The organism is Micromonospora sp. WMMD754 (assembly GCF_049315235.1).
Lineage (GTDB): Bacteria > Actinomycetota > Actinomycetes > Mycobacteriales > Micromonosporaceae > Micromonospora > Micromonospora sediminicola.
Map to the genome: position 1 here is coordinate 5,938,410 of NZ_CP186058.1, position 24,207 is coordinate 5,962,616.

19 protein-coding genes are annotated in these 24,207 nt (G+C 73.7%); 4 read left to right on the forward strand and 15 right to left on the reverse strand.

Annotated elements, in window-relative coordinates:
- Nucleotides 1–132: 132 nt before the first annotated feature.
- From ACN27B_RS27940 to ACN27B_RS27980, 9 genes are all read right to left on the reverse strand, one after another.
- Entirely contained in the window at nt 133–1,053 is a 921-nt protein-coding gene (locus tag ACN27B_RS27940) for an ROK family protein (protein ID WP_422742095.1), read from the reverse strand.
- Nucleotides 1,050–2,501: a lyase family protein gene (locus ACN27B_RS27945; protein ID WP_422742098.1), complete on the reverse strand. Its 1,452-nt coding sequence runs from the start codon at nt 2,499–2,501 to the stop codon at nt 1,050–1,052. The genes ACN27B_RS27940 and ACN27B_RS27945 overlap by 4 nt, the downstream gene beginning before the upstream one ends.
- Nucleotides 2,498–3,469: an amidohydrolase family protein gene (locus ACN27B_RS27950; RefSeq protein WP_422742100.1), complete on the reverse strand. Its 972-nt coding sequence runs from the start codon at nt 3,467–3,469 to the stop codon at nt 2,498–2,500. Before ACN27B_RS27950 ends, ACN27B_RS27945 begins: the two co-directional genes overlap by 4 nt.
- Entirely contained in the window at nt 3,466–4,311 is an 846-nt protein-coding gene (locus ACN27B_RS27955; RefSeq protein WP_253866335.1) for a creatininase family protein, read from the reverse strand. Before ACN27B_RS27955 ends, ACN27B_RS27950 begins: the two co-directional genes overlap by 4 nt.
- Nucleotides 4,308–6,092: an ABC transporter permease gene (locus tag ACN27B_RS27960; RefSeq protein WP_091573934.1), complete on the reverse strand. Its 1,785-nt coding sequence runs from the start codon at nt 6,090–6,092 to the stop codon at nt 4,308–4,310. Before ACN27B_RS27960 ends, ACN27B_RS27955 begins: the two co-directional genes overlap by 4 nt.
- A 114-nt stretch (nt 6,093–6,206) precedes the next feature.
- The gene (locus ACN27B_RS27965; RefSeq protein ID WP_422742104.1) at nt 6,207–7,280 is read right to left on the reverse strand and encodes an ABC transporter ATP-binding protein; all 1,074 of its coding nucleotides are present in this window, start codon (nt 7,278–7,280) and stop codon (nt 6,207–6,209) included.
- Nucleotides 7,281–7,389: 109 nt separating this feature from the next.
- The gene (locus ACN27B_RS27970; RefSeq protein ID WP_422742107.1) at nt 7,390–8,433 is read right to left on the reverse strand and encodes an extracellular solute-binding protein; all 1,044 of its coding nucleotides are present in this window, start codon (nt 8,431–8,433) and stop codon (nt 7,390–7,392) included.
- A 37-nt stretch (nt 8,434–8,470) separates the two neighbouring features.
- Nucleotides 8,471–9,634, reverse strand: a complete 1,164-nt coding sequence (locus ACN27B_RS27975) for an ROK family protein (protein ID WP_099160547.1) — start codon at nt 9,632–9,634, stop codon at nt 8,471–8,473.
- A 211-nt stretch (nt 9,635–9,845) separates the two neighbouring features.
- Entirely contained in the window at nt 9,846–10,394 is a 549-nt protein-coding gene (locus ACN27B_RS27980; protein ID WP_099164528.1) for a YciI family protein, read from the reverse strand.
- 192 nt (nt 10,395–10,586) lie between these two features.
- Between ACN27B_RS27980 and ACN27B_RS27985 the strand changes: the two genes are divergently transcribed.
- The 3 genes from ACN27B_RS27985 (at nt 10,587) to ACN27B_RS27995 (ending at nt 12,787) form a co-directional block, all read left to right on the forward strand.
- A complete protein-coding gene (locus tag ACN27B_RS27985; RefSeq protein WP_422742110.1) occupies nt 10,587–11,477 on the forward strand; it encodes an SGNH/GDSL hydrolase family protein in 891 nt (296 codons plus the stop codon).
- Between the two features lie 192 nt (nt 11,478–11,669).
- Complete coding sequence (locus ACN27B_RS27990) at nt 11,670–11,822, forward strand: hypothetical protein (protein WP_172967774.1); 153 nt, start codon at nt 11,670–11,672, stop codon at nt 11,820–11,822.
- The gene (locus tag ACN27B_RS27995) at nt 11,822–12,787 is read left to right on the forward strand and encodes an N-acetylmuramoyl-L-alanine amidase (protein WP_422742113.1); all 966 of its coding nucleotides are present in this window, start codon (nt 11,822–11,824) and stop codon (nt 12,785–12,787) included. The genes ACN27B_RS27990 and ACN27B_RS27995 overlap by 1 nt, the downstream gene beginning before the upstream one ends.
- Nucleotides 12,788–12,835: 48 nt before the next feature.
- Here ACN27B_RS27995 and ACN27B_RS28000 read toward each other — a convergent pair whose 3' ends face one another.
- From ACN27B_RS28000 to ACN27B_RS28010, 3 genes are read right to left on the reverse strand one after another with little or no spacing between them, the layout of a single operon-like run.
- Nucleotides 12,836–14,065 carry an epoxide hydrolase family protein gene (locus ACN27B_RS28000; RefSeq protein ID WP_422742115.1) on the reverse strand — a complete coding sequence of 410 codons (1,230 nt, stop codon included), beginning with the start codon at nt 14,063–14,065 and terminating at the stop codon, nt 12,836–12,838.
- A 23-nt stretch (nt 14,066–14,088) separates the two neighbouring features.
- Complete coding sequence (locus ACN27B_RS28005; protein ID WP_422742118.1) at nt 14,089–14,991, reverse strand: redoxin; 903 nt, start codon at nt 14,989–14,991, stop codon at nt 14,089–14,091.
- Nucleotides 14,991–15,692 carry a DUF1223 domain-containing protein gene (locus ACN27B_RS28010; protein WP_422742121.1) on the reverse strand — a complete coding sequence of 234 codons (702 nt, stop codon included), beginning with the start codon at nt 15,690–15,692 and terminating at the stop codon, nt 14,991–14,993. Before ACN27B_RS28010 ends, ACN27B_RS28005 begins: the two co-directional genes overlap by 1 nt.
- 159 nt (nt 15,693–15,851) lie before the next feature.
- Here ACN27B_RS28010 and ACN27B_RS28015 point away from each other — a divergent pair, with 159 nt between their 5' ends.
- On the forward strand, nt 15,852–18,101 hold the full coding sequence (locus ACN27B_RS28015) for a hypothetical protein (RefSeq protein ID WP_422742124.1): 2,250 nt from the start codon (nt 15,852–15,854) through the stop codon (nt 18,099–18,101).
- A gap of 7 nt (nt 18,102–18,108) precedes the next feature.
- Here ACN27B_RS28015 and ACN27B_RS28020 read toward each other — a convergent pair whose 3' ends face one another.
- The 3 genes from ACN27B_RS28020 to ACN27B_RS28030 all read right to left on the reverse strand — a co-directional run bounded on the left by ACN27B_RS28020 (nt 18,109) and on the right by ACN27B_RS28030 (nt 24,176).
- Nucleotides 18,109–19,281, reverse strand: a complete 1,173-nt coding sequence (locus tag ACN27B_RS28020) for a low temperature requirement protein A (RefSeq protein ID WP_422742127.1) — start codon at nt 19,279–19,281, stop codon at nt 18,109–18,111.
- Between the two features lie 76 nt (nt 19,282–19,357).
- Complete coding sequence (locus ACN27B_RS28025; protein WP_422742130.1) at nt 19,358–23,527, reverse strand: DUF7507 domain-containing protein; 4,170 nt, start codon at nt 23,525–23,527, stop codon at nt 19,358–19,360.
- Nucleotides 23,528–23,618: 91 nt separating this feature from the next.
- Nucleotides 23,619–24,176, reverse strand: a complete 558-nt coding sequence (locus tag ACN27B_RS28030; protein ID WP_422746088.1) for a GNAT family N-acetyltransferase — start codon at nt 24,174–24,176, stop codon at nt 23,619–23,621.
- Nucleotides 24,177–24,207: the final 31 nt, after the last annotated feature.

Here is a 24,207-nt window from a genome sequence, read left to right on the forward strand (position 1 = left end):
GACCCGGCCGAGCCGGGCGCGCAGTTGTTGCGGGACAAGGGATCGGCTGCTCGACGGCGCACCCGCGTCCACTTCCCGGGACGCCGGAAAATGTGACGCAGACGACAGCCGCGCCGCCGCCCGGAGCGTCCCTCAGCGCACCGCCGGCACGGCCTCCCGGGCCAGGGTGAGCGCGCCGAACAACGCGGCGTCGTCGGCGAAGCGGGAGCGCACCACGTCGGGCGGGTGCGGCAGCGCCTCGGTCAACCGGTCGACCAGCATCCGCCGGATCAGGTCGCTGCGGGTCACGCCGCCCACCAGCACGAGCCGCTGGGGGTCCAGGAGCAGGCAGCAGGTCGCCAGCGCCCGGGCCGCCTCGTCCACCCGGGCGGCCAGCGCGTCGCGGGCCGGGCCGGGCCGCTCGGCCTCGGCGGCCAGCCCGGCGGCCCCGCCCGGCAGGTCGAGGTCGGCGGCGAGCCGGTCCAGCGCCAGCCCGGAGAAGTCCCGCTCCAGCATGGTTCCCGGCCAGGGACCGCCGGCCACCGCGTACCCGATCTCGCCGGCCGCGCCGCGGTGCCCGGACAGCACCGCGCCGCCGACGGTCACGGCCGCCGCGATCCCGGTGCCGATTCCCACCACGAGGCCGGGGTCGACCCCGCGCAGGGCGCCCAGCCGCAGCTCGGCCAGGGCGGCGGCGTTCAGGTCGTTGTCGACCGCGACCCGGGACACGTCCAGCGCGTCGCGGACCGCGTCGGCGAGGCGGAGCCGTTCCCAGCCGGGCACGTTGGGCGCCAGGTCGATGCCGTCCGGGCGGACCACGCCGGGCGAGGCGACCCCGGCCGCGGCGACCGGGCCGCCGACCTCACCGACCAGGTCGCCGGCGAGGTCCAGCGCCCGGGCCAGCGCCTGCGGGGCGCCCTGTTCGGCCAGGGTGGGCACCCGGCGGTGGGCCAGCAGCCGACCGTCGGCGTCGGAGACCCCGACGGCCATCTTGGTGCCGCCGAAGTCGATGCCGAGCAGCAGCCCGGTCCTCCGGGCGCCGGCGGCGGGCGGGTCGGACAGTCGCACGCTCACCGCGCCCCCAGTTCGGCGGCCACGGCGTCCAGCGCCTCGTCCGCCGCGCGCAGCAGGTTCCGCACCGCGCCCAGCCGCTCCGCCACCGGGTCGAGGGCGGCGCGCAGCGCGCCCACCTGGGCGCGGACCGCCGCGGCGCCCGGCCCGTCCGCCTGCGCCCGCCGCAGCACCAGCTCCGGACGGACGGCGGCGGCGATCAGGTCGGCCACGGCCGCGTCGTCCAGCGCGCCGGCGATCGGGGCGGCGGCGGCCCGCACGCCCTCGGGCGTCCAGGTGTCCGGCCCGCCGGCGCGGACCAGCCGGCCGACCACCGAGTGGGCGGCCCGGAACGGTACGCCGTGGCGGGTCAGCGCGTCCGCGGCGGCGGTGGTGGTGGCGCCGGAGGCGACGATCTCCTCCCGGCTGGGCGGGTTGAGCGGCGCGATCTCGGCCAGGAAGCCACCGATCAGGGCGAAGAAGCGCTCGGCCCGGTCGTTGCTCTCCCAGAGCCGCACCTGCACGTCGGTGGTGGCGTTGTTGGAGTCCTCCCACCAGGCGGCGCCCACGTTGTTGAGCACCGAGGCGGCGTCCGCCGCGGCCTGTCCGGCGTACGAGACCAGGTGCTCCAGCACGACCGGGTTGCGCTTCTGCGGCATGATGCTGCTGCCCTGGGTGAAGTCGCCGGGGGTGGTGACCCAGTTCCAGCTCAGCCAGTCCATCAGCGTGCGGGCCAGCCGCGCGCCGGTGGCCAGGGCCCGCGCGTTGAGCGTGCCGACCCGGACCAGGTGGTCGGCGCCGGCCACCGCCTCGTACGAGTTGGTGACCAGGCCGGCGAAGCCGAGCAGCTCGGCCACCCGGGCCGGGGCGATGTCCAGGTCGGTGCCGGCGAAGGCGCAGGAGCCCAACGGGGAGACGTTGAGCTGGTCGATCACGTCGGCGTAGGTGGCCGCCTGCTGGGTCAGCGCCTCGGCGTAGCCGGCCACGGCGTGCCCGATCGTGGTGGGCTGCGCCGGCCGGCGGTGGGTGTAGCCGGTGATGACCACGTCGGCGTACCGGTCGGCCCGGTCGAGCGCGGTACGGCCGGTGTCGACCACCCGCTGGAGCACCTCGACGAGCTGGTCGCGCAGCAGCATCCGGAACACTCCGGCGTCCAGGTCGTTGCGGCTGCGGGCCAGCTGCACGTCCAGCTCGGAGGTGGGGATGCCGCACGCCTCGGCGAGCCGCTTCTCCAGCAGGTAGTAGGTGTCCTCGAAGCCGCCGTCGTACGCCGGTGGCGCGCTGGTGTCGGCGCGCAGCTCGGCCAGCCCGCGCAGCAGCCGGGCGCCCCGGTCGGCCGGGATCAGCCCCTGCTCGGTCAGCATCACCACGTGCGCCTGGCTGGCCCGCACCATCGCCGGGTAGAGGCGCCCGACGTGGTGGTCGTAGGTCGGCGCCAGGTGGTTGCGCTGGTAGGTGGTCAGCGTGCTCATCGGGTTTCCTTCCGGTCCGCGGTCAGGCCGAGCAGTCGCTCGGCGTTCCCGGCGAAGATCGCGCGCAGGTGCTCCTCGGGCATGCCCATCTCGTGGCAGATCCGGAGCTGGTCGTCGAGGTAGCGGGTGACGTAGCCGCGGGGGAACCAGGACGAGTCGCTGCCGAAGACGATGCGGTCCGGCCCGATCGTCTCGTAGCAGCGGCGGAACAGGTCCTCCAGCGTGAGCCGGTACGGCATCCAGCGCACCCACTGGTTCGAGCCGGACGTGTCGATGTGGACGTTCGGGCAGCCCCACGCGGTGAAGAACAGCTCCTGCACGTGCTGCACGCCGAAGTGCGGCACCACCACGGCCAGCTCGGGGAAGCGGCGGGCCATCCGGGCCAACTCGTCCGGTCCGCCGTGGCGGCCGACGCTGAGCCCGCCGGCGCTGCCGTAGTGCCCGATGTGGATCAGGACGGGCACGCCGAGGCGCTGGGCGGTGCCCCAGAGCGGGTCCAGGTCGGTGTGGTCGAGCGGGCCCCGCAGCAGCGGGGCGAACAGCTTCAGCCCGCGCAGGCCCCGCTCGGTGACCGCGCGCTCCAGCTCGGCCGCGGCGTCCGGTCCGTACGGGTCGTGGTGGGCGAAGCCGAGCAGCAGGTCCGGATGCCGGTCGACCACGTCGGCGACCGCGTCGTTGCCGCCGCCGGTGACGAACACGGCCCGCCGTACCCGCGCGGCGCGCAGCTCCTCGGCCCACCGGTCCGCCTCGTCCTGCCAGCGCTCGGCCGGCGGCTCGGGGTCCGGGAAGCCCCAGGCCCGACGCCACCCCCGGGCGTACGGCGCGGACCCGGCGGCCCGCACGGCCCGTTCGCGCTCACCGCCCGGGTGCATCCCGGCGGCCTCCTCGCAGGCGTGCACCGTCTCGTCGGCGCCGATGCGGAAGTGCAGGTGGAAGTCGACGACGTCCAGTCCCCGGTCGACGGTCACGCGTCCTCCTCGGGCAGCGGGTCGGCGGTGGGCGGTTGCGGCAGCGGGTCGGCGGTGGGCGGGGCCGGTGGCGGGGCGGCCACCCAGGCGGCCACGATCTCGCGCAGCCGCGCGCCGGCGGTGGCGCGGACCGTCCGCCCGGCCTCCTCGGTGGCCAGCGAGACGTGCCCGGACCAGCCCTGCCACGGGTCGGGCCGGGACTCCACCAGCACGTACGGGTGGTCCACCGGCAGCTTGGGCCGGGGCGGCAGGTCGGCGACGGCGTCCAGGCGCACCGTCTCCGGCGCGAAGCCGAGCACGCCCGAGGTCTCGTACGCGCCGCCGTGACCGCGGGCGATCGCGTCGCCGTAGAGTTCGGCGGTCTCCGCCGGGGTGACCAGCTGGAACCAGTTGACCAGCAGCAGGCTGGCGGTGCGCCGGCCGGAGACCCACTCCATGGCGGCCCGGACGGTGGACATGTTGGCGTCGTGGCCGTTGACCACCAGCAGCCGGGGGAATCCGGCGGCGACGATGCCCTCGATCACGTCGGCGAGGTAGCCCACGGCGATCTCCGGCCGGATCGCCACCGTGCCCGGCCAGGGCCGGGTCTGCCCGGGGCAGGCCGCGTAGGCCACCGGCGGGAACAGCACGCCGCGCGGGCCGGGCCCGGGCGCGGCGCTCTCGGAGGCGAAGCCCTCGGCGAGGACGAGGTCCGCGCCCAGCGGGAGGTGCGGTCCGTGCCACTCCACCGCGCCGACCGGCAGCACCGCGAAGTCCGCCGCCGCGACCACGTCGGCCAGTTCGCCGCCGGGGATGCCGGCGGCGGGCAGCAGCCCGCCGCCGTCGGCCCAGCGTGCGGTCACGCCGTCCACTTGACCCCCTCCCGGGCCGCCCGGCCACCGTTCTGGAGCCGGCCGGAGACCACCATCACCACGAAGATCAAGACGACCTGGAGCATGCCGTACGCGGCGGCGGTGCCGACCTCGAACGAGTACATCCGGTTGTTGATCTCCACCGAGATCGGCGCGGTCTCCGAGGTGTAGATCAGGACCGAGGCGACGAACTCGCCGACGCCGTTGACGAACGCGAGCAGCGCGCCGGCCAGCACGCCGGGCAGCATGAGCCGCAGGGTGACCGTGCCGAACGCGCGCCACCAGGACGCGCCGAGGTTGCGGGCGGCCTCCTCCAGCGACGGGTCGAGCTGGGCCAGCGTCGCCGAGCTGGAGCGGAACACCAGCGGCAGGAACCGCACGAAGTAGGCCAGCGGCATGATCCAGAAGGTGCCGATCAGCACCTGGCCGAAGCTGAACGCGTTGCCGGTGCTGAACGCCGAGATCAGGTTGATCGCGACCACCGTGCCGGGCAGCGCCCAGGCGAGCATGACCGCCACGTCCAGCAGGCCGCGCCCGCGGAAGTCCAGCCGGCGCACCGCGTACGCGATGAGCACGCCGACCACGACGCAGCCGACGGTGGCGAGCAGGCTCATCTGCAGCGAGTTGAGGATCGGCCGGTACGCGTCCGGGTCGGAGAAGATGGTGACGAAGTTCTGCGTGGTGTAGCCGGACGGGATCACCTCGGTGGTCCACGACCCGTCCCGGGAGAACGCCACCAGGGCGATGGTCGCCACCGGCGCGAGCAGCACCACCACGGCGAGCAGCGAGGCGAGCAGCGCCAGCCAGCGGGCGAACGGGTTGGTCAGCTCGCGGCGGTGGCTGGCCACCCCCTTGGACTGGGAGCGGTAGCTGCGCCGACCCTCGTACCAGCGCATCCCGAGCAGGAACAGCACCGACACCACGGCCAGCACCGACGCGTAGGTCGAGGCCATCGGCAGGTCGCCGTTGGTGCGGTTGATGTAGATCTGCATGGTCATGGTCCGGTCCACGCCGAACAACAGCGGGGCGGTGTACGAGGCCAGCGAGGTCATGAAGACCAGCAGCGAGGCGGAGACCAGCGCCGGGGTGAGCATCGGCAGCAGCACCGTCCGCCACACCCGGACCCGGCCCGCGCCGAGGTTGTAGGCGGCCTCCTCGACCGACGGGTCCATGCCGACGAGCGCGGCGGACGTGGCGAGGTAGAAGAACGGGTACATGGTGAACGTGTGCACCACCAGCACGCCGGCGATGCCGCTGAACGGCAGCACCGGGTTCTCCGTGCCGAACAGCTGTTGCAGCGCGCGCGGCAGGATGCCGGTCTCGCTGTAGAGCAGCTGGAACGAGATCGCCCCGATCAGCGGCGGCAGCGCCGCCGGCACCAGGATGATCGCCTCGATGATCCGGCGGCCGGGGAACGAGAACCGCTTGAGCAGGAACGCCATGGCCACGCCGACGACGCCGCAGAGCAGTACGCTCGCGGCCGAGATCAGCAGCGACGTGACCAGCGCGGAGCGGGCCACGCCGTCGCCGGTGAGGAAGCTGGCCCAGTTCGCCGGCCCGTCCACCCCGACGCTCTCGCCGAAGGTCGCGAGCATCGGCTGGACCACGTAGCCGAACAGGACCAGCGCCAGCGGGAACACCAGGACGTACGGGAACCAGCGCGAGTTGGCGTTGAGCCCGGGGCGGCGGGACCGCCGGCCCGACGGCGGGGTGGGGTCCTCGGTGATCGGCGGGACGGTGGCCGCGCTCGGGGTCGCGGGAATCGTGCTCACGGCGTCACCTCAGTTCGCGACTGCGGGGCTCGCAAAACCGGCTCACTCCTCGTGCTCACGGCGTCACCTCAGTTCGCGACTGCGGGGCTCGCAAAACCGGCTCACTCCTCGTGCTCACGCGCCCACCACCCACATCCGCTCCGGCGGCAGGCGCAGCCCGACCTGGTCACCCACGCCCAGCCCGGCCGGCACGTCGATCGCGGCCACCTGGACCGGTTCGCCGGCCACGTCGATGAGCAGGTTGGTGGCCATGCCGGTGAACTCCAGCTCGGTCACCCGGCCGGTGAGCGCGCCCTCGTCGGTGGCGGAGGTGAGCGTGATGTGCTCGGGCCGGACGCTGACCAGTGCGGTCGCGCCCGCGGTGAGGCCGTGGTCGGCGGGCGCGGCGACCGGGACCTCCGAGCCGCCGGGGAGCGCCACGGTGACGCGCTCCGGGCCGACCGTGACCACCGGCAGGTCGAGCACGTTGCTGCGGCCGATGAACCGGGCCACGAAGGCGGTGGCGGGCCGGTGGTAGATCTCCTGCGGCGTGCCGACCTGGCGGACCCGGCCGGACTCCATCACCGCGATCCGGTCGGACATGGCCATCGCCTCGGCCTGGTCGTGGGTGACGTAGAGGGCGGTGGTGCCGCTCTCCTTCTGGATCCGGCGGATCTCCACCCGGGTCTCCTCGCGCAGCTTGGCGTCGAGGTTGGACAGCGGCTCGTCGAGCAGCAGCGTGCGGGGGCGGATCACCAGGGCCCGGGCCAGCGCGACGCGCTGCTGCTGGCCGCCGGAGAGCTGGTCGATGCGCCGGTCGCCGTACCCGGCGAGGTGGACCTGCCCGAGCGCCTCGTCGATGCGCCGGCGGGACTCGGCCCGGCCGACCTTGCGGATCTTCAGGCCGTACGCCACGTTCTGGGCGACGCTCAGGTGCGGGAAGAGCGCGTAGTTCTGGAACACCATGCCGGTGTCGCGCTTGTTCGGCGGCCGGTTGGTGACGTCCTCGGCGCCGAAGCGGATCCGGCCCGAGCTGGGGAAGTAGAAGCCGGCGACCATGCGCAGGGTGGTGGTCTTGCCGCAGCCGCTCGGGCCGAGCAGGGTGAAGAACTCCCCCGCGCCGATGCGGAGGTCGACGTCGTCGACCGCCGCGGTGTCGCCGGCACGCGGGAAGCGCTTGCTCACCGACTCCAGCGTGACATCGATCATGATGTCTCTCCTTGCGTCCGGTAACCGGGTCCGACCGGTGACGGGGTGGGTGGTGCGGAACGGCGACGGCGAAACGCCGGGTGCGCGGGGCACCCGGCGTCCCGTCCGGTCAGCCCTTGTTCTTGATCTGGCTGTTCCAGTGGTTGATCCACTCGGTCTCGTTCTTGCCGATCACGTCCCAGTCGACGTCCAGCGGCTTGAGGTCGAGCTGGGCCAGCCACTCCGGCTTCTCGGCGATGTCCACGGCCGGGATCTGGTAGTAGTCCTTGGCCAGCTCGGCGCGGAGCGAGTCGTCGAAGAGGAACTCGAGGAACTTCTGCGCGCCCGCACTGTTGCCGCCCTTGACCTGGGCCAGCCCGTCGACCAGGACCGGCGCGCCGGAGGCCGGCATCACGTAACCGAAGGGCATGTTGGCCTGGTTGGCCTGGAGCAGGATGTCCTGCAGGTTCCAGGCGCTCAGCGTGCCCTGCTGGCGGGACAGCTTGAGGTACAGGTCGGTCGGGTTGGCCGCGTACGCGCCGGTGTTGGCGTCGAGCTTCTTCAGCCAGTCGTAGCCCGGCTGCGGGTTGCTGCCGTCGGGCGACTGCCGCACGATCATCGCGGAGTAGATCGACCGCATGGTGCCGGAGGCGGCCACGTCGCGGATGATGATCTTGTCTTTCCACTCCGGCTTCAGCAGGTCGTCCCAGTCCTTCGGGGCCTGCTCCGGGGTGAGCGCCTTGTTGTTGTACATGATGACCTCGGGCAGCAGGATCTCGCCGAACCACCGGCCCTGCGGGTCCTTGTACGCCGCGTCCATCTTGCCGGCGAACGACGGCTGCCACGCCGCCAGCAGGTCCTCGGACGCACCGGCGGCCAGACCCTGCTGCGTGCCGCCCCACCAGACGTCGGCCTGCGGGTTGGCCTTCTCCGCGCGGACCCGCTCCAGGATCTCCTGGGCGCCCAGGTTGAGCACCTCGACCTTGCCCTTGTACTCGGGGTACTTGGCGGTGAACTTGTCGACGACGTAGGTGGTGACCTTCTTGTCGCGGGCCGTGTAGATGGTGAGCTTCTCGGCCGCGCCGCCGCCGGAGTCACCGGAGCCGCCGCCGCAGGCGGTGCCGGCGGCGAGGACGGTGGCGAGCGCTCCGGCGAGCAGGAGTCGACGTCTCATGGGGTACCTCCGAGGGGTGTGAGGGGGGAACGGTCGATCAGGGAGCGGGTAGTAGGGCGGACAGGCCGGACGCGGCGGCCGAGAGCGCGTAGCTGATCGCGCCGTAGAGCACCGCCCGGTCACCGAGCACCGCGCGGCGGACCTCGGTGGGGCTGGGCGCGGCGGCGGACACCAGTGCCTGCAGCCGCGCCACGGCGGCGTCGTCGAGGTCGGCCGCGGCGCCGCTGAGCAGCACCCGGCCGGGGTCGATCACGCAGGCGCAGGAGACGATGAGCCGAGCCCAGGCGTCGAGCAGGTCGGCCAGGTAGGCGGCGGCGCGCTCGTCGGCGGCGGCCAGCTCCACCAGCGCCCGCACCGGCGCGGCCGGCCGGCGCCCCGGGGCCAGCGCCACCACCCGCTCGGCGACCGCGCTCTCCGACCAGCGGGCCTCGAACGGCCCGACCCCGTCGTGCCCCCGGTCGGCCCGGTCGAGCGGCAGGAAGCCGACCTCGCCGGCCGCGCCGCCGGAGCCCCGACGGACCTGCCCGTCCAGCACGAGACCGGCGCCGATGCCGTCGGCGACGTGCAGCAGGAGCAGGTCGGCCACGTCGGCCCCGGCGCCGGCGGCGTGCTCGCCGGCGGCCATCAGGTTCACGTCGTTGTCCACCACGACCGGCACGCCGAGCCGCCGCTGGACCGACTCCCCCACCGGGCGGGCCTCGACCAGCCCGACGGAGGGGGCGAGCCGGACCGCGCCGCCGGTCGAGACGCCGGGCGCGGCGATGGCCACCCCGCGCAGCGCCGGCAGGCCGGGGCCGGCCAGCTCGGGCACGGCCGTGCAGATCAGGTCGACGATGTCGCCGGTGCGGCGCACCGTGCGGTGGGCGATCACGGCGCCGTCGCTGTCGGCGATCTCGCAGCTGATCCGGGCCGGTTCCAGGGCGACCGCGGCGACCAGTTCGGCGCGCGGGTTGAACTCCAGGATGGCGCGGGGGCGGCCGGCCCGGGACGCGCCGGGGCCGCGCTCGATCAGGTAGCCCTCGGCGATCAGGTCCCGGACCAGCGGGGTGAGCGTGGCGGGGCTCAGCCCGGTCAGCTCGGTCAGCTCGGCCCGGGACAGCACCCGGGCCTGGCGGGCGGCGGAGATCACGCTACGGCGCTTGATCTCCTTCGACCGCTCCCGGCTCACCGGGCTCGTCGGTGGGGTCACCACGTCAGTCACAGTTCCTTCCTACGGCGAACGAAGTATTGAGTCAAGTAACGGTTGGGTCTCGCCGGCCTCGCGGCGACGGTCTTCACCTGGCCAGATGACCGAAACGGGCGCGTCGGAGCGCGGACCGGATCCGTCGGCGCGGGGGTCCGCCGACGCGGCAGAGGGCCCACTTGCTTCATTTCGCAAAGAATTGCGGGCGGCCCGCCCGGCGGGGACGACTTCAGCGCCGCCCGCCGAACTGCCAGTTGTGCACCTCGATGTCGGGGTAGCTCCGCTCAGTCAGGAGGGCGCGCGCCGCCCCCGGATGCGACGCCCGCACCAGCATCGCGGTGCCCAGCCAGGCGTCGCCGTCGTCCGACAGCAGCGGGCCGTACGCGATCAGCCGGTCCGCGTCCGGCGGCACGGCGAGATCGACCGCCCGCCCCACGCCGAGGGCCAGGACCAGGTAGCGGTTGCCGCCGACCGGACCACCGGGGAAGTCGCCCATGCTCCGCCCCAGCGTGTTGCGCCAGCGTCGGAGCAACACGTCGCGATACACGCCGGCCTGGTAGTTCGGCTCGTCGAAGGCGAACGCGCGGGCGGCGGCCGGGTCGGGCAGGTCGACGACGTGCAGGCTGCCGGTGGGCGTCTCACCGTCGTCGGCGAGGGTCGGCCCGCGGGCGATCATTCCGCTCGCGAACCGGTCCATGTAGGACCAGTGCTCCTCGCGCAACGCCTCGCGCAACGGGACGCTGTCGCGCCGATCACGGTGGAAACACAGAAACTCCATGCCGGACAGTCTCGACGCACGGCCGGCGGCACGGTGGCCGGCGTCGCCGGCGACCCGGCCGGAGACCCCGACCCGGGGCGCCCCCACATCCCCGACCACCCCTTAATGAGGTTCATCTATATTGACGAGCGTCATGGACGCGACCAGACTTCCGGAACCACCACCCCCACCATCCCGCTCCGGGAGGGCGCCATGAACCGTCCCCGCCTGCCGATACGACGTACGGCCGCACGACTGGCCGCGCTCGCCGCGGCCACCGCCGGTGTGCTGCTCGCCGTCGCCGCGCCCGCCAACGCCGCGGTGCCCACCGGGCGCTACGTGGCGCTCGGCGACTCGTACACCGCCGCCCCGCTCGTGCCCACCCAGGTCGACCTGAACTGCCTGCGGTCCAACCGCAACTACCCGTCCCTGGTCGCCGCGTCCGCCGGCTCGTCGTCGTTCGCGGACGTGAGCTGCTCCGGGGCCACCACCGACGACATCCTCTACGGCGGCGACGGGCAGCTCGGCATCACCGTGCCGCCGCAGCTCAACGCCGTCACCTCGACCACCGCGCTGGTGACGGTGCAGATCGGCGGCAACGACATCGGCTTCTCCGGGATCATCAGCGACTGCGCCGAGGCGAGCGTCAGCAGCCCGCTCGGCTCACCGTGCAAGGACCGGTTCACCGCCGGCGGCACCGACCAGCTCCGGGCCCGGATCACCGCCACCGTGCCGAAGGTGACGGCCGTGCTACGGGCGGTCCGCCAGGCCGCGCCGAACGCGCGGGTCGTGGTGCTCGGCTACCCGGCGATCCTGCCGGACGGCGGGTACGGCTGCTGGCCGGTGGTGCCGATCGCCTACCAGGACGTGCCGTACCTGCGCGGGGTGGAGAAGGCGCTCAACACCATGCTGGCCGACACCGCGGCGGCGAACGGCGCGAGCTACGCCGACGTCTACACCCCGTCGATCGGCCGGGACGCGTGCAAGGGCAGCGGCACCCGCTGGGTGGAGGGACTCATCCCGCAGAACGCGGCCGCGCCGTTCCACCCGAACGCCCGCGGCGAACAGGGCATGGCCACCGCCCTGCTGGCGCACCTGAACTGAGCGGCTGTCCTGGGCCGGTCCCGCCACGCGGCGGGACCGGCTCCGGCGCGTCCGTGCGCACTCCTCGGCAAAACCTTTCATCACCGACGGCGGCGATGAAGGGTATCGACATCGGGACCGATCCGGGATAGCGTGCCCGCACTCACATCCGTCGATCGGTTGGAAGCCGAGCGCCGTCCCCGAAGGAGCGCCATGCCCACGTCCCGATCCGTCCGTCTGCGACGCCGTGGCCTGCTCGGCGTCCCGGCCCTGGTGGCCGCCGCGCTGACCGTGGTGGCCCGCCCCGGCGCCGCCGTCGCCGCACCGAAGGCCGAGTGCCTGGCCGACCTGCTCGGGGAGCAGTGATGGCGACCATCCCCTGGCTGGTGGACGTGCTCCGGGCCGCCGGGGTCCAGGTCGTGGTCGAGGGCGACTGGCTCAACCGCGGGCGACCCGGCTCCTTCGACCCGATCGGGGTGCTCTGGCACCACACCGCGGCCACCTCCAGCGCGAGCAACCCGCACCCGGCGCTCAACATCTGCATCAACGGCCGGTCCGACCTGCCCGGCCCGCTCTGCCAGGCCCTGGTGGACTACCACGGGGTGTTCCACGTGATCTCCGCCGGCCGGTGCAACCACGCCGGCGTCAGCGGCGGCAGCGGGCCGATCCCGGCCGGCGACGGCAACACCCTGATGATCGGGTGGGAGATCGACTACAACGGCGTCGACCAGCGGATGACCACCGCCCAGTACGACGCCAGCATCGCGGCCACCGCCGCCGTGCTCACCCGGCTCGGCCGGGACTCCAGCTACGCCCGCGGGCATCGGGAGACCAGCACCACCGGCAAGATCGACCCGTCCTTCATCGACCTGAACGCCATGCGCGCCGACGTGGCGGCGAAGATGGCCGGCGGTGGCGGCGGGTGGTCGTCGATCGTGGACAACGCGACCGCGGGCCGGTTCACCGCCAGCGCCAACTGGGGGGTGTCGACCTACTCCGGGCAGCGGTACGGCGCCGACTACCGCTACGCGGACCCGGTCGCCGCCAGCGACGCCGCCTGGTACAAGTTCAACGTTCCCCGCACCGGCAACTACCGGGTCGAGGCGTGGTGGCCGGCGAACTCCGGCTACAACGCCTCGACTCCGTACGTCGTCGCCACCACCACCGGCAACCGGACCGTCTACGTCGACCAACGGGCGACCGGCGGGCAGTGGCGCACCCTGGGCACGTTCACGCTCCCGGCCGGTGACGCCGACCGGGTCGCGGTCAGCCGCTGGAGCTCCGCCTCCGGGCTCGTCATCGCCGACGCCGTCCGCCTCACCGAGGTCTGACCGGCGGTGCGGCCGGGTGACGCCACCCGGCCGCACCGCCCTCGTCGCTCAGCGCAGCGACCGGAAGGCCGCGCGCATCTCCTCGGCGAACAGTTGCGGCTGCTCCCAGGCCGCGAAGTGCCCGCCCCGGTCCAGCTTGCGGTAGTGGATCAGGTTCGGGTACGCCCGCTCCGCCCAGCTGCGCGGCGCCAGCAGGATCTCGTCCGGGAACTGGCTCACCGCCGCCGGCACCCGGACCCCCTTGGCCGCGAAGAACGACAGCTTGTTCTGCGCGTACAGCCGGGCCGACGACACACCGGTGTTGGTCAGCCAGTAGAGCGAGACGTTGTCCAGGATGTCGTCGCGGCTCAGGCCGACCTGCCGGCCGGCGAAGGCGGCGCAGATCAGCTCCAGGCTGGCCGCGTCGTGGTCGAGCATGAACGTCGCCAGCCCGACCGGCGAGTCGGCTAGCGCGGTCAGCGTCTGCGGCCGGGTGGTCATGATCAGCGCGTACGCCGAGTGCTTCCAGAAGAAGTCGAGCCGCTCGCAGGCCGCCCTCTCCTCCGCGGAGAGCCCGGCCGGCAGCTCGGCCAGCGGGTTGTTGACGCCGGTGATGCCGCGCTGCATCAGCGCGTCGATCTCCGGCGGCACCACGCAGGGCATGTTCGTGTGGATGCCGGCCAGCTCCGGTGGCGCCTGCACGCCGAGCATGTCGGTGATCAGCGCGCCCCAGTCGCCGCCCTGCGCCACGAACCGGTGGTAGCCCAGCCGCCGCAACAATTCGGTCCAGGCGCGGGCGATGTGCTCCGGGTCCCAGCCGGGCTTGTCCGGCTTGCCGGAGAAGCCGTAACCGGGCATCGACGGGATCACCAGGTGGAACGCGTCCGACGCGCTGCCGCCGTACGACGTCGGGTCGGTCAGTGGGCCGATGACCTTCAGCTGCTCGATCACCGAACCCGGCCACCCGTGCGTGACGACCAGCGGCAGCGCGTCCTCGTGCCGGGACCGGACGTGGATGAAGTGGATGTCCAGCCCGTCGATCTCGGTGACGAAGTTCGGCAGGTCGTTCAGCCGGGCCTCGACCCTGCGCCAGTCGTACTCCTTCTCCCAGTAGCGGGCCAGCGCCTGGCTGGTCTCCAGCGGCACGCCCTGCGACTGGTCGTCGACGGTCTGCCGCTCGGGCCAGCGGGTGGCGGCGATCCGCCGCCGCAGGTCGCGCAGGTCCTCCTCGGGCACCTCGATCCGGAACGGTCGGATGTCGGTGGTGGTACGGGTCGGCGTCATGGTCTTGACGGCCACGGAGCTCTCCTCGTCGGTCGGGATCAGGGTCCGATCGTGAACACGTACGCGCGGAAGCCGGGGCGGTCGGTGACCAGGCTCAGCCGGTGCTCCCCCGACGTCGCGCCGGAGACCAGGCGGACCATCGCCGGCCGGTCGACGTGGGCCCGGCCCGCCGGGTCGACGTCTGCGCCGCGCGCGTCGCCGACCGGGTTCCCGTCCAGCAGCACCTGAAGCGGGACCGGTCCGCCGGGACCGGGGTCGGCCACCAGGTTCACCTCGCCGGCGGTGAAGGGCAGGACGAGTTCGCCGGCGCCGGCGGCGAGTTCGACGTACTCGCCGTCCACCCGCCAGTCGCCGGTGAGCGCGTACGTGCCCGGTACGCCCCGGTCGGCGCCGAGATAGGTCTCCGGGGTGATGCCGGCGTACGTCGGTGGCGTGGTCGTGACGAACGCCGTCACCTCGGGGCTGACCGGGGGCAGCGCCGCGCCGGGCGACGCCGCCTCGACCAGCCGTCGGATCTCCGCCTCGGTCCGGTCGTAGTCGCCCTCGCCGACCCACCGGTCCACGAGCCGGCCGTCGCTGTCGAAGAGGTACCGGGCCGGCCAGGCGTCGTTGCGCAGGGCACGCCAGAACGTGAAGTCGTCGTCGATCGCGATCGGGTGGGTCAGTCCGTGGTCCCGGATCGCCCGGTCGATGTTCTCCGGCCGCCGGCCGAACGCGAACTCGGGCGCGTGCGCGCCGACGACCGTCAGCCCCAGGTCCCGGTAGTCGCGGTGCCACGCCCGCACGTACGGGGCGGTGCGGATCCAGTTGACGCAGGTGTACTCCCAGATGTCGACCAGGACCACCCGCCCGCGCAACGCCTCGGGGGTCAGCGGCGGGGAGTTCACCCAGCGGCGCACCGTGATCGGCGGCAGCCGGGTCGCGATCGGGGCGCGGGTCATCACCGGCGCCCGTCGCCGAGGTCGACCGCGGCCGCGCCGACCACCGCCCGGTCGCCCTGCTGCACGTAGCCGACCACCGAGGCGCGACGGGGGTCGGGCGCCGTCGACACGTCGAGTTCCACCCGTCCCCGCTCCCCGTTCAGCTCGGCGGAGCGGAACGCGCGGACCACCGTGTCCTGGCGCAGCCGCCGCCCGGCGTTCTCGCCCCGGGGCACGTCGTTCTCCAGGCCGCGCTCGACCAGCGCCACGTTCAACCGGGCCTGTTCCGGCAGCGCTCCGGTGCCGTAGTCGAGCACCACCCGCCGGTCGCCCGCCTCGACGACGGTGAGCGTCAGCGGGGTGCCGGGCGGCGTGGCCAGGGCGGCGTCGATCGCCGAGGCGGCCTGGCGGCGGTCGGAGCCGACGAACTCGACGGTGCCGTTGACGATCATCTGCGGCGTGTACAGGCCGCCGGAGCCGAACGCCCGCGCGTACGCCTCCTGCCGCAGCGCGTGCGCGGCCGCACCGTAGGGGTCGGCCCAGCCGAGATGGTCCCAGTAGTCGACGTGGAAGCCGAGCGTGTACACCCGCTCTCCCCGCTCGCGCGCGTCCCGGTCGATCCCGGACAGCACCTCCTCGGCCGGGGGGCAGCTGTCGCAGCCCTGGGAGGTGAACATCTCCACGACGGCGAAGCCGTCGCGCGTGGGCGAGGCGCCGGTCATGCGGGCTCCCTTCGGAACAGATGTCGACCTGCAAGCGTCGGGCGCTTACCCGGCCGGCCGGGGCCGCACACGGCAGCCGGCGGCGTTTGTCGACGACCGGGGCGGGTAGGCCGATGCGCCCGGCGGGCCGTGCCGGCGGCGCGGCGTCTCGGAGGGTCGATGTCGGCTGGAGCAGCACCACCGGGCCGGCCGGTCGTGCCCGGCGGGGTGGTGGAGCTGCGGGTGCACGGCGTCTCCTCGGCCGGCGCCGCCCAGGTGCTGGAGCGGCCCCTGGTGCGGCAGGTGGCCGGCGACCGGAACGCGGGCTTCTACCGCCCCCGCCCGGGACACGCCGACGAGCACGGCGCGGACGGGGTGACGCTGGAGGCGTACCAGTGGAACGACCTGCCCTCGGGCACCGTGACACGGACCCTGTCGCTGCTGTTCCTGCTCCCGTTCATGCTGCTCAACGTGGCGGTGTGGATGCGGCCGGGCGACCGGTCCGCCGGCACGCTGGTCCGGCCGCTGTGCCGGGTGTTCGGCCTGAGCCTCACCGCGCTGTACGTGCTGGCCGTCGTGGGGGTGGCGCTGGACCTGGTCGCCTGGCAGTGCATGTCCGCGACGGCCTGCACGTCCGACCGCGACTGGCTGTCCTGGCTGGGTGGACGGCCGGTCGAGGTACGCCTGGTGGTCCTCGCGCTCGCCCCGGTCGCCGCGATCTGCCTGCTCTGGTGGGGCGCCACCCGGCCGGGGCGCTCCTTCACCGCGCTCCGCGCGCCGGAACGCGCCGCCTCACGGCATCCGCTGAGCACGGTCGGCCAGTGGGACGCCGAGCCGTTGATGGGGCGGTTGCGCTCGATCCACGTCGCCGCGGCGTTCGCGACGCTGGACGTCAGCCTGCTCGCCGCCCGGGCCACCCAGGGCGCGCCGGCCATGACCGTCGCGCTGCTGGTGGCCGCCGGCGCCGTCCTGACCGCCTGCGTGGTCCTGGTCTGCGCGCCCGCGCTGATCGACCGGGCACCCGCCGACCCGCGGCGGGACACGGTCGCCCGCGCGGTCAGGACGGTCGCGATCGGCCTGACCCTCGTGGTCGGCGCCCACCTGCTGCTCGCGCCCGCCCGCTGGCGGCCCGACGGCGGGCTGCCCGGCTACGGCTCCACCCTCACCTGGCTGTTCGTCGGCCACGCCGGGCTGCTGGCCGCCCTGGCCGCCGTACTGCTGTGGCACCGGTTCCGCCGGCCGGGACGCCGGCCGCCGGCCGGGCTGGGCGTGCTGGCGGTCGCGGCCGCGGCGGGCGGGCTCGCGGTGGCGTACTCCGCCGAACTGGTCCACCGGGCGGCCGACGTGCTGGACCGGGACGCGACCACGGGCGACGCCGTGATCGCCGGCCCGGCCCGGGCGTACACCTGGGCGATCTACGGCTTCTTCCGGGCACTGCTGGTCACGCTGGTCGTCGCCGTCCTGGTGGCGCTGCTGTCCCGGCCGGGACGACGGCGGGCCGCGGCGGCGATCGTGGCCCGGGACTTCCCGTCGCCGCCGGCCGAGGCGGCGCCCCGGCTCCGGCAGGTCCGCACGGCGATCGTCCGGGCCCGGTTCACCGACCTGCTGGTGCCGCTCACGGTGCTCTTCGCCGTCCTCGCCGGGATCGGCGCGGCGACCACCGCGATGGCGTTGCTGCGGCCGGCGCCGGGCGAGGTCCTCGAACGCCACGCGCACGTGCCCGCCGGGCTGGTCGCGTTCGGCATCGGGGCCGGCGGCTACGCCGTCTCGGCGGCCGTGCTCGGCCTCGTCGTCGCCGGGATCTTCGCCTACCGCAGCGCCGGGTTCCGGCACCACGTCGGGGTGCTCTGGGACCTCGCCACGTTCTGGCCCCGGGCCGCGCACCCCTTCGCCCCGCCCTGCTACGCCGAACGGGCGGTGCCGGAGCTGGCCCGGCGCATCACCTTCCTGGTGGAGAGCGGCAACGGCGTCCTGCTGGCCGGCTACAGCCACGGGTCGGTGCTGGTCGCCGCCACGGTCCTGCAACTGCCGCCCGAGGTCAGCGGCCGGGTCGCGCTGCTCACCTACAGCTCGCCACTGCGGCGGCTCTACGCCCGGCTCTTCCCGGCCTACGTCGACGACGCGGTGCTGCGGGAGATCGGGGACCGGGTCGACTGGCGGTGGCGCAACCTGTGGCGCGACACCGACCCGGTCGGCGGCTGGGTCTTCGCGGCCCACCGTCCGGACGCGTCGGGGGCGGTCACCGAAGCGCCGGCCGGGGTGGACCGTCGCCTCCGCGACCCCGACGGGCTGGTCGCGCCACCCGGGGACAGCGTCCCGCCGCCGATCAAGGGACACTGGCCGTGCGAGTCCGAACGGTCGTACGCCGAGGCGGTGCGGGACCTGGCCGGGCTCCTCCGTGCCACGCCGGGACCGCCGTCGGGGCCGTGAGCCGGGGTCACCGGGCGAGGTGGCTCCGCTCCGGGTCACGCCGGCCCAGCGAGTCGGAGGCCGCCACGGCGACGAGGACCAGCGTCGAGGCGGTGGTGCCGGCGAGCCTCGGCAGCGGCGCGGTGGCGACCGCGAGGAGCATCAGCGCCACCACGCCGAGCAGCCGGGAGCGCGGACCGTTGCCGGGCGCGTCGCGCAGGAAGAAGAACTGGGCCACCAGGAACAGCGCCGGCCCGCCGAACGCGAGCACGACGAAGCCGGGCGTGCCGACGTCGTCCGGGTGGGCGATCGCCAGTTCGTCACCGACCGCGACCCCGATCAGCGCGAGCACGGCAAGGGTCAGCGTCCAGGTGCCCCGCCAGCCGACCACGCCGGCGTCCTCCGCGGTCTCCGCGGCCTCGACCCCGATCCGCTCGACCCGTCGGAAGTAGCACCACCACAGCGCGACGGAGCCGGTGAATCCGGCCACCAGGGCGAGCAGGCGCGCGACGGTGAACGGCGCGTCGCTGAACGCGCGGCCGGTGGTCAGCACCGTCTCGCCGAGGGCGATGAGGAAGAAGAGCCGGAAGCGCTCGATCAGGTGCGGGCCGGCGATCTCGGTGTGGCCGAGGTCGATGCGGCGGCCCGGACCCGGCAGCCAGTGCAGGCTCCACGCGCCGACGTGCAGACCGAGCACGGCGACGCCCCAGAGCGCCAGGCGCGCGTCGCCACCGACGGCCGCGCCGGCCGCCAGGAGCACGCCGAGGAGCAGTTCCCAGACCGCGACGTTGACGAAGTGCCCACCGAGCGGCCGGCCGCGCAGGGCGACCATCAGGAAGGTGGTGCGGCCGAACTGCAGGAGCAGGTAACCGGTGACGAACAGCCAGGCGCGGCCGTCGAACGCGTCGGCGATCGCGCCGGACATGAGCAGGCTGGCGAACATCATGCCGACGAGCAGCAGCCGCACCGGCGGGCGCTCCGGCTCCAGCCAGTTGGTGCCCCAGGCCGTCATGTACCACGCGTAGACGACAGCGAGGCCCAGGACGACCGTCTCGGCGCCGGTGCGCAGGTCGACGTGGGCGAGCAGGTGGTGCGAGAGCTGCCCGATCGCGAAGACGTAGACGAGGTCGAAGAAGAGTTCGAGCGGGGTGACCACCCGCGCCGCGCCGGGCCGGCGCGACACCGCACCGGACCGGCTCACCACGGTTCACCCCGGGCCGCCGGGGTGGCGGTATCGGGCACGTGCCGATACCGCCACCTCGCCGGGACGGCGCCGATCAAACGGAGTCGTGCCGGGCGCCGATCCGGCGGCGCCGGGTCAGCAGCATCAGGGTGACGCCGGTCAGCAGCACCGCCGCGCCGCCGACGGCCAGCGGGAGCAGGAACGACGTCCCGGTGACCGGCAGCTTGCCGTGGCCGTGCCAGGGCCACGGGCCGGGCTTCGGACCGGGTCCGATCACCACCCGGACGCAGAGCGTGGCCTCCGGCGACACCGGAGCCGCACCCGCCGGCGGTGTGCCCGTCGCGGTGGCGGTGTCGGTGATGCACCGCTGCGAGGCGTCCGCCTTCGACACGGTGTACGTCGCCGTGCAGGTGACGCTCTCCCCCGGCGCGAGCGTGACCGCTCCGTTGGGCGTGCCGCCCGGACCACAGGTGATCGGCCCGAGGTTCGCCGGGTCGGCCGGTGGCGCGAGCGTGTCGGTCACCGTGACCCCGGTCAGCGGGACCGATCCGGTGTTGGTGACCTGGAACCGGTACCGCACCTGTTGGCCGACCTTGTGCACCTCGCCCGGGTCGGCGGACTTCTCCAGCGCGATCGCCGCGCCCCGGGTCGCGGTCACCGTGGCGGAGGCCGGCTCGGAGCGGACCGGCGCCGGCGGGTCCTGGCCGGGAACGCTCGGCGGGGTGCCGACCGCGACCGCCGTGTTGGTGACCCGCCCGGCTTGGACGTCGGCCTCGGTCACCGCGTAGGTCGCCGTGCAGGTCAGGCTCTGCCCCGGGGCGAGCGTGGCGCCGTCGCAGGTGATCGCCGAGGGCCGCCCGCTGCCGGAGAAGGCGGTCTCGTCCACGGCGACGCCGGTCAGCGTGGTGTTGCCGGTGTCGGTGACCACGTACCGGTAGGTGACGACCTCACCGGGGCGGGACACCACCTCCGGCGTCACGGTCTTGGTGAGCGCGATCCCCGGGTGCAGGATCGGGATGTCCTGCGTCGACGGCCCGGAGACGGCCGCGGGTCCGCGCGGCGGGGTGCCGGTGGCCGTCGCCACGTCGAGCAGCGACGCCTGGGCGAAGTCGGCCTCCGAGACCGTGTACGTGGCCCGGCACTCGACCGACGCTCCCGGCGCCAGCGTGACGGTGCCGTTCGGGACGTTGTCCGGGCCGCACGTGATGACCGTGAGGTTGTCCCGGCTGGCCGGCGGCAGGAGGGTGTCGTTCACCGTGACCCTGGTCAGCGTCAGGCCGCCGGTGTTGACCACCCGGTAGGTGTAGTTCACCTTCTGGCCGACCTGGGTGATCGCGACCGTGTCGGACGACTTGACCACCTCGATGTCGACCGCCGGGTCACCGGCCGGAACGGTCAGCGAGGCCGGGTCGGAGTCGATCGGCGTCTGGGCGCCGGCCGGGGTGCCGTGGGCGGTCGCGGTGTCGCTGACCGATCCGTGGTCGAGGTCGGCCTGGGTGACGGTGTACGTGGCGGTGCAGGTGGTCGACGCGCCCGGCGCCAACGTCGTGTCCGCACACGTGATCGGGCCGAGGTCGACGTTCGACGACGGTGGCGTCTGCACGTCGGTGACGGTGACGTTCGACAGTGTGAGCCCGCCGGTGTTGACCACGACGAACCGGTACGGCACCCGCTGGCCCGGTGCGGTGACCACCGTGGTGGTGGAGGTCTTGTCCACACTGATCCCGGCGGTCACCGGCGCCCGGGGGACGGTCAGATCCGACGGTTCGGAGTCGATCGGCGTCTCCCCGCCGACGGGAGTGCCGTGGGCGGTCGCCGTGTCGCCGAGCGAGCCGTTGTCGATGTCGGCCTGCGACACGGTGTACGTCGCCGTGCAGGTGGTCGACGCGCCCGGCGCCAACGTGGTCACCGGGCAGGTGATCGGGCCGAGGTTCGCGTTCGACGACGGCGGCGTCTGTACGTCCGTCACGTTCACGTCCGACAACGTGACCCCACCGGTGTTGGTCACGGCGAACCGGTACGGCACCTGCTGCCCGGCGGCCGTGATCGTGGTGGTGGTGGACGACTTCACCACGGTGATCTCCGGGGCCGCCGGCCTCGCCGCGATGGTCAGGTCCGACGGGTCCGAGTCGATCGGCGTCGCGCTCCCCGGCGGTGTGCCGTGCGCGGTCGCGGTGTCCGACACCCGCCCGATGTCGAGGTCCGCCTGCGACACGGTGTACGTCGCCGTGCAGGTGGTCGACGCGCCCGGCGCCAACGTGGTCACCGGGCAGGTGATCGGGCCCAGGTTCGCGTTCGACGACGGCGGCGTCTGCACGTCCGTCACGTTCACGTCCGACAACGTGACCCCACCGGTGTTGGTCACCGCGAACCGGTACTCGACCTGCTGTCCCTCGGCGGTGATGGTGGTGGTGGTCGAGGACTTCACCAGCGTGATGTCGGGAGTCACCGGCGTCGCCGCGATCGTCAGCTCCGACGGTTCCGAGTCGACCGGGGTGGTGCTGCCCGGTGGTGTGCCGTGCGCGGTCGCGGTGTCCGACACCGACCCGTGGTCGAGGTCGGCCTGGGTGACCGTGTACGTGGCGGTGCAGGTGGTCGACGCGCCCGGCGCCAACGTGGTCACCGGGCAGGTGATCGGGCCCAGGTTGGCGTTCGACGACGGCGGCGTCTGCGTGTCCGTCACGTTCACGTCGGACAGCGTCAGCCCACCGGTGTTCGTCACCGCGAACCGGTACGGCACCTGCTGCCCGGCGGTCGTGATGGTGGTGGTGGTCGATGACTTCAGCACCGAGATCGACGGGGTCAGGACCTCCGCCGGGATGGTGAGGTCGGTCGGGTCGGAGACCACCGGGGCGCCGCCACCGGCGGGCGTGCCCCGCGCGGTCGCCGTGTCCGACACCCCGCCGTGGTCGAGGTCGGCCTGGGTGACCGTGTACGTGGCGGTGCAGGTGGTGGACGCCCCCGGGTCGAGCGCGGTGACCGGGCAGGTGATCGGCCCCAGGTTCGCGTTCGACGACGGCGGCGTCTGCACGTCGTCGACGGTGACGTCGGTCAGGCGCACGCCGCCGGTGTTGACCACCCGGAAGGAGTAGGGCACCTGCTGGCCGACGGAGCCGATCAGCGCGGTGGTCGACGACTTGACCACCGCGATGCTGGCCGGGCCGCCGCCGTTGCAGGTCAGCGTCGTGCTGAACGGGAAGTAGTGGATCTCGCCGCCGCGGTGGTCGAGCGTCCGGGTGATCACGCTGCCCTCGGTGTTGCTGGCCGAGAGGTCGGTGAAGTCGGCGTTCGGCGCGTAGATGCTGCCCTCGACCGTGCGGGCTCCCGCGGTGAGCGAGAGCCGGGTCGCGGTCGGGAAGTTGATCAGGACGTACTGGGCCTGCTGGCCGCCGATGCCGGAGAAGTTCGGCGCGTTCCAGTCGAAGGTGTTCCCGACGCCGCTGGTGTCCACGTTGATCAGCAGCGGCGTGGTCGGCGTGGGCTGGTCCCGGAAGGTCAACGTGTCGATGTTGTTCAGGTCGGTGGCGCTGAGGTTCAACACGTTGGTGACACCGCTGGTCAGCGTGACGACCGCGTTGCTGCCGGGCGGGATCGGGCTGGGCAGGACGTCGCCGTTGGGGGTCCGGAGCACCACCGTGTTCGCGCAGCCGGCCAGACCGACCGAGGTGGACCGGAACGACTCGTACGCGGCGGCGAAGTTGATCGGCGAGGTGGGGCCGACGTTCGCGGGCGCCTGCCGGACGGTCAGCTCGACCCGTGGGAAGGCGTCGTAGTTGTTCGTCGGCAGGATCCGGGTGTTGACCGCGGCGCCGTTGTTGTCGGTGTCCCGCACCACGGTGCCGGTGAGGTTGCCGACCTTGGCGTAGCCCTGGGAGAGGACCTGGAGCCGGGCGCCGGGCACGCTGCCGGCGAAGTCGACCCGGCCGCCCACCACGAGCGCGCTCGGCCGACTGTCCCCGGGGACGACGAACGAACCGGCGGTGTTGTTGGCGAGCTGGTAGTTGCCGAAGGAGAGGTCTCCCCCGACAGCCATGGTGCCCTCGTTCTCGCTGGCGACCACGGTGGCGTTGCCCTCGGTCATCACCCCGAAGCTCAGCGCCGGCGCGACCGGGTTGACCGGTCCGACGGCCCGGCCCGCGGGCGCCGGCGGCGGTTGTCCGACCGGAGCCGCCGACGCGGTCACCGCCGGCAGCGGGGCGGCGAGTGCCGCGACGACGACGACCGCGGCGGCTCTGCGCCCGGCGCCTGTGAACGTTCTGATCATTTTTCCCCCGTTGCCCGATTTCGGAGGAATCGTAGCTATGTGGGTGTTTCCGGACGGTCCTCTTCGGAAAAGATCGTCCGGAGGGCGGCGGTCACGCCGACGGGTGGTCCGCCTCGAACCGCTCCCGGGTCAGGAACGCGAGCTGCGCGCGCTTGTCCGGCATGTCGATTTCGGACGCGAACGTGAAACCCTCGATCCGCAGCCGGCGCAGCGCCGCCTCGTTGCGGACGTCCGGCTCCACCACGATGCGCCGGGCGGCCGGGTCCAGCAGCAGGAACCGGGCCAGGGCCGGCCCGACGGCCGTGGTGAGTCCGCGCGCCCGCCCCCGGGGCGGGTTGAGCAGCAGGTGCATCCCGACGTCCCCCGGCCGGACCGGGTACCGCTCGCCCACCGGGTCCGCCTCCGGGCGGTAGGTCTGGAACAGCCCGACCGGTTCCCCGTCCAGCAGGATCAGGTAGGCGTGGTGGGTCTCCAGCCCGTCGAGGAACGCGTAGACCTCGCGGACGTCGTCGAGCGTGTGCGAGCCCATCCCCCAGAACGCGTTGCGGGGCAAGGTGACCCAGCCGTGCAGCAGCGCGGCGTGCCGGTAGGGGCGCACCGGCTCCAGCGCCAGCTCGCCGAGGTCGGGGATCTGCTCCTGGTAGGTCACTGTCGTCTCGTCCTTCGTCGGGGACCCGGCG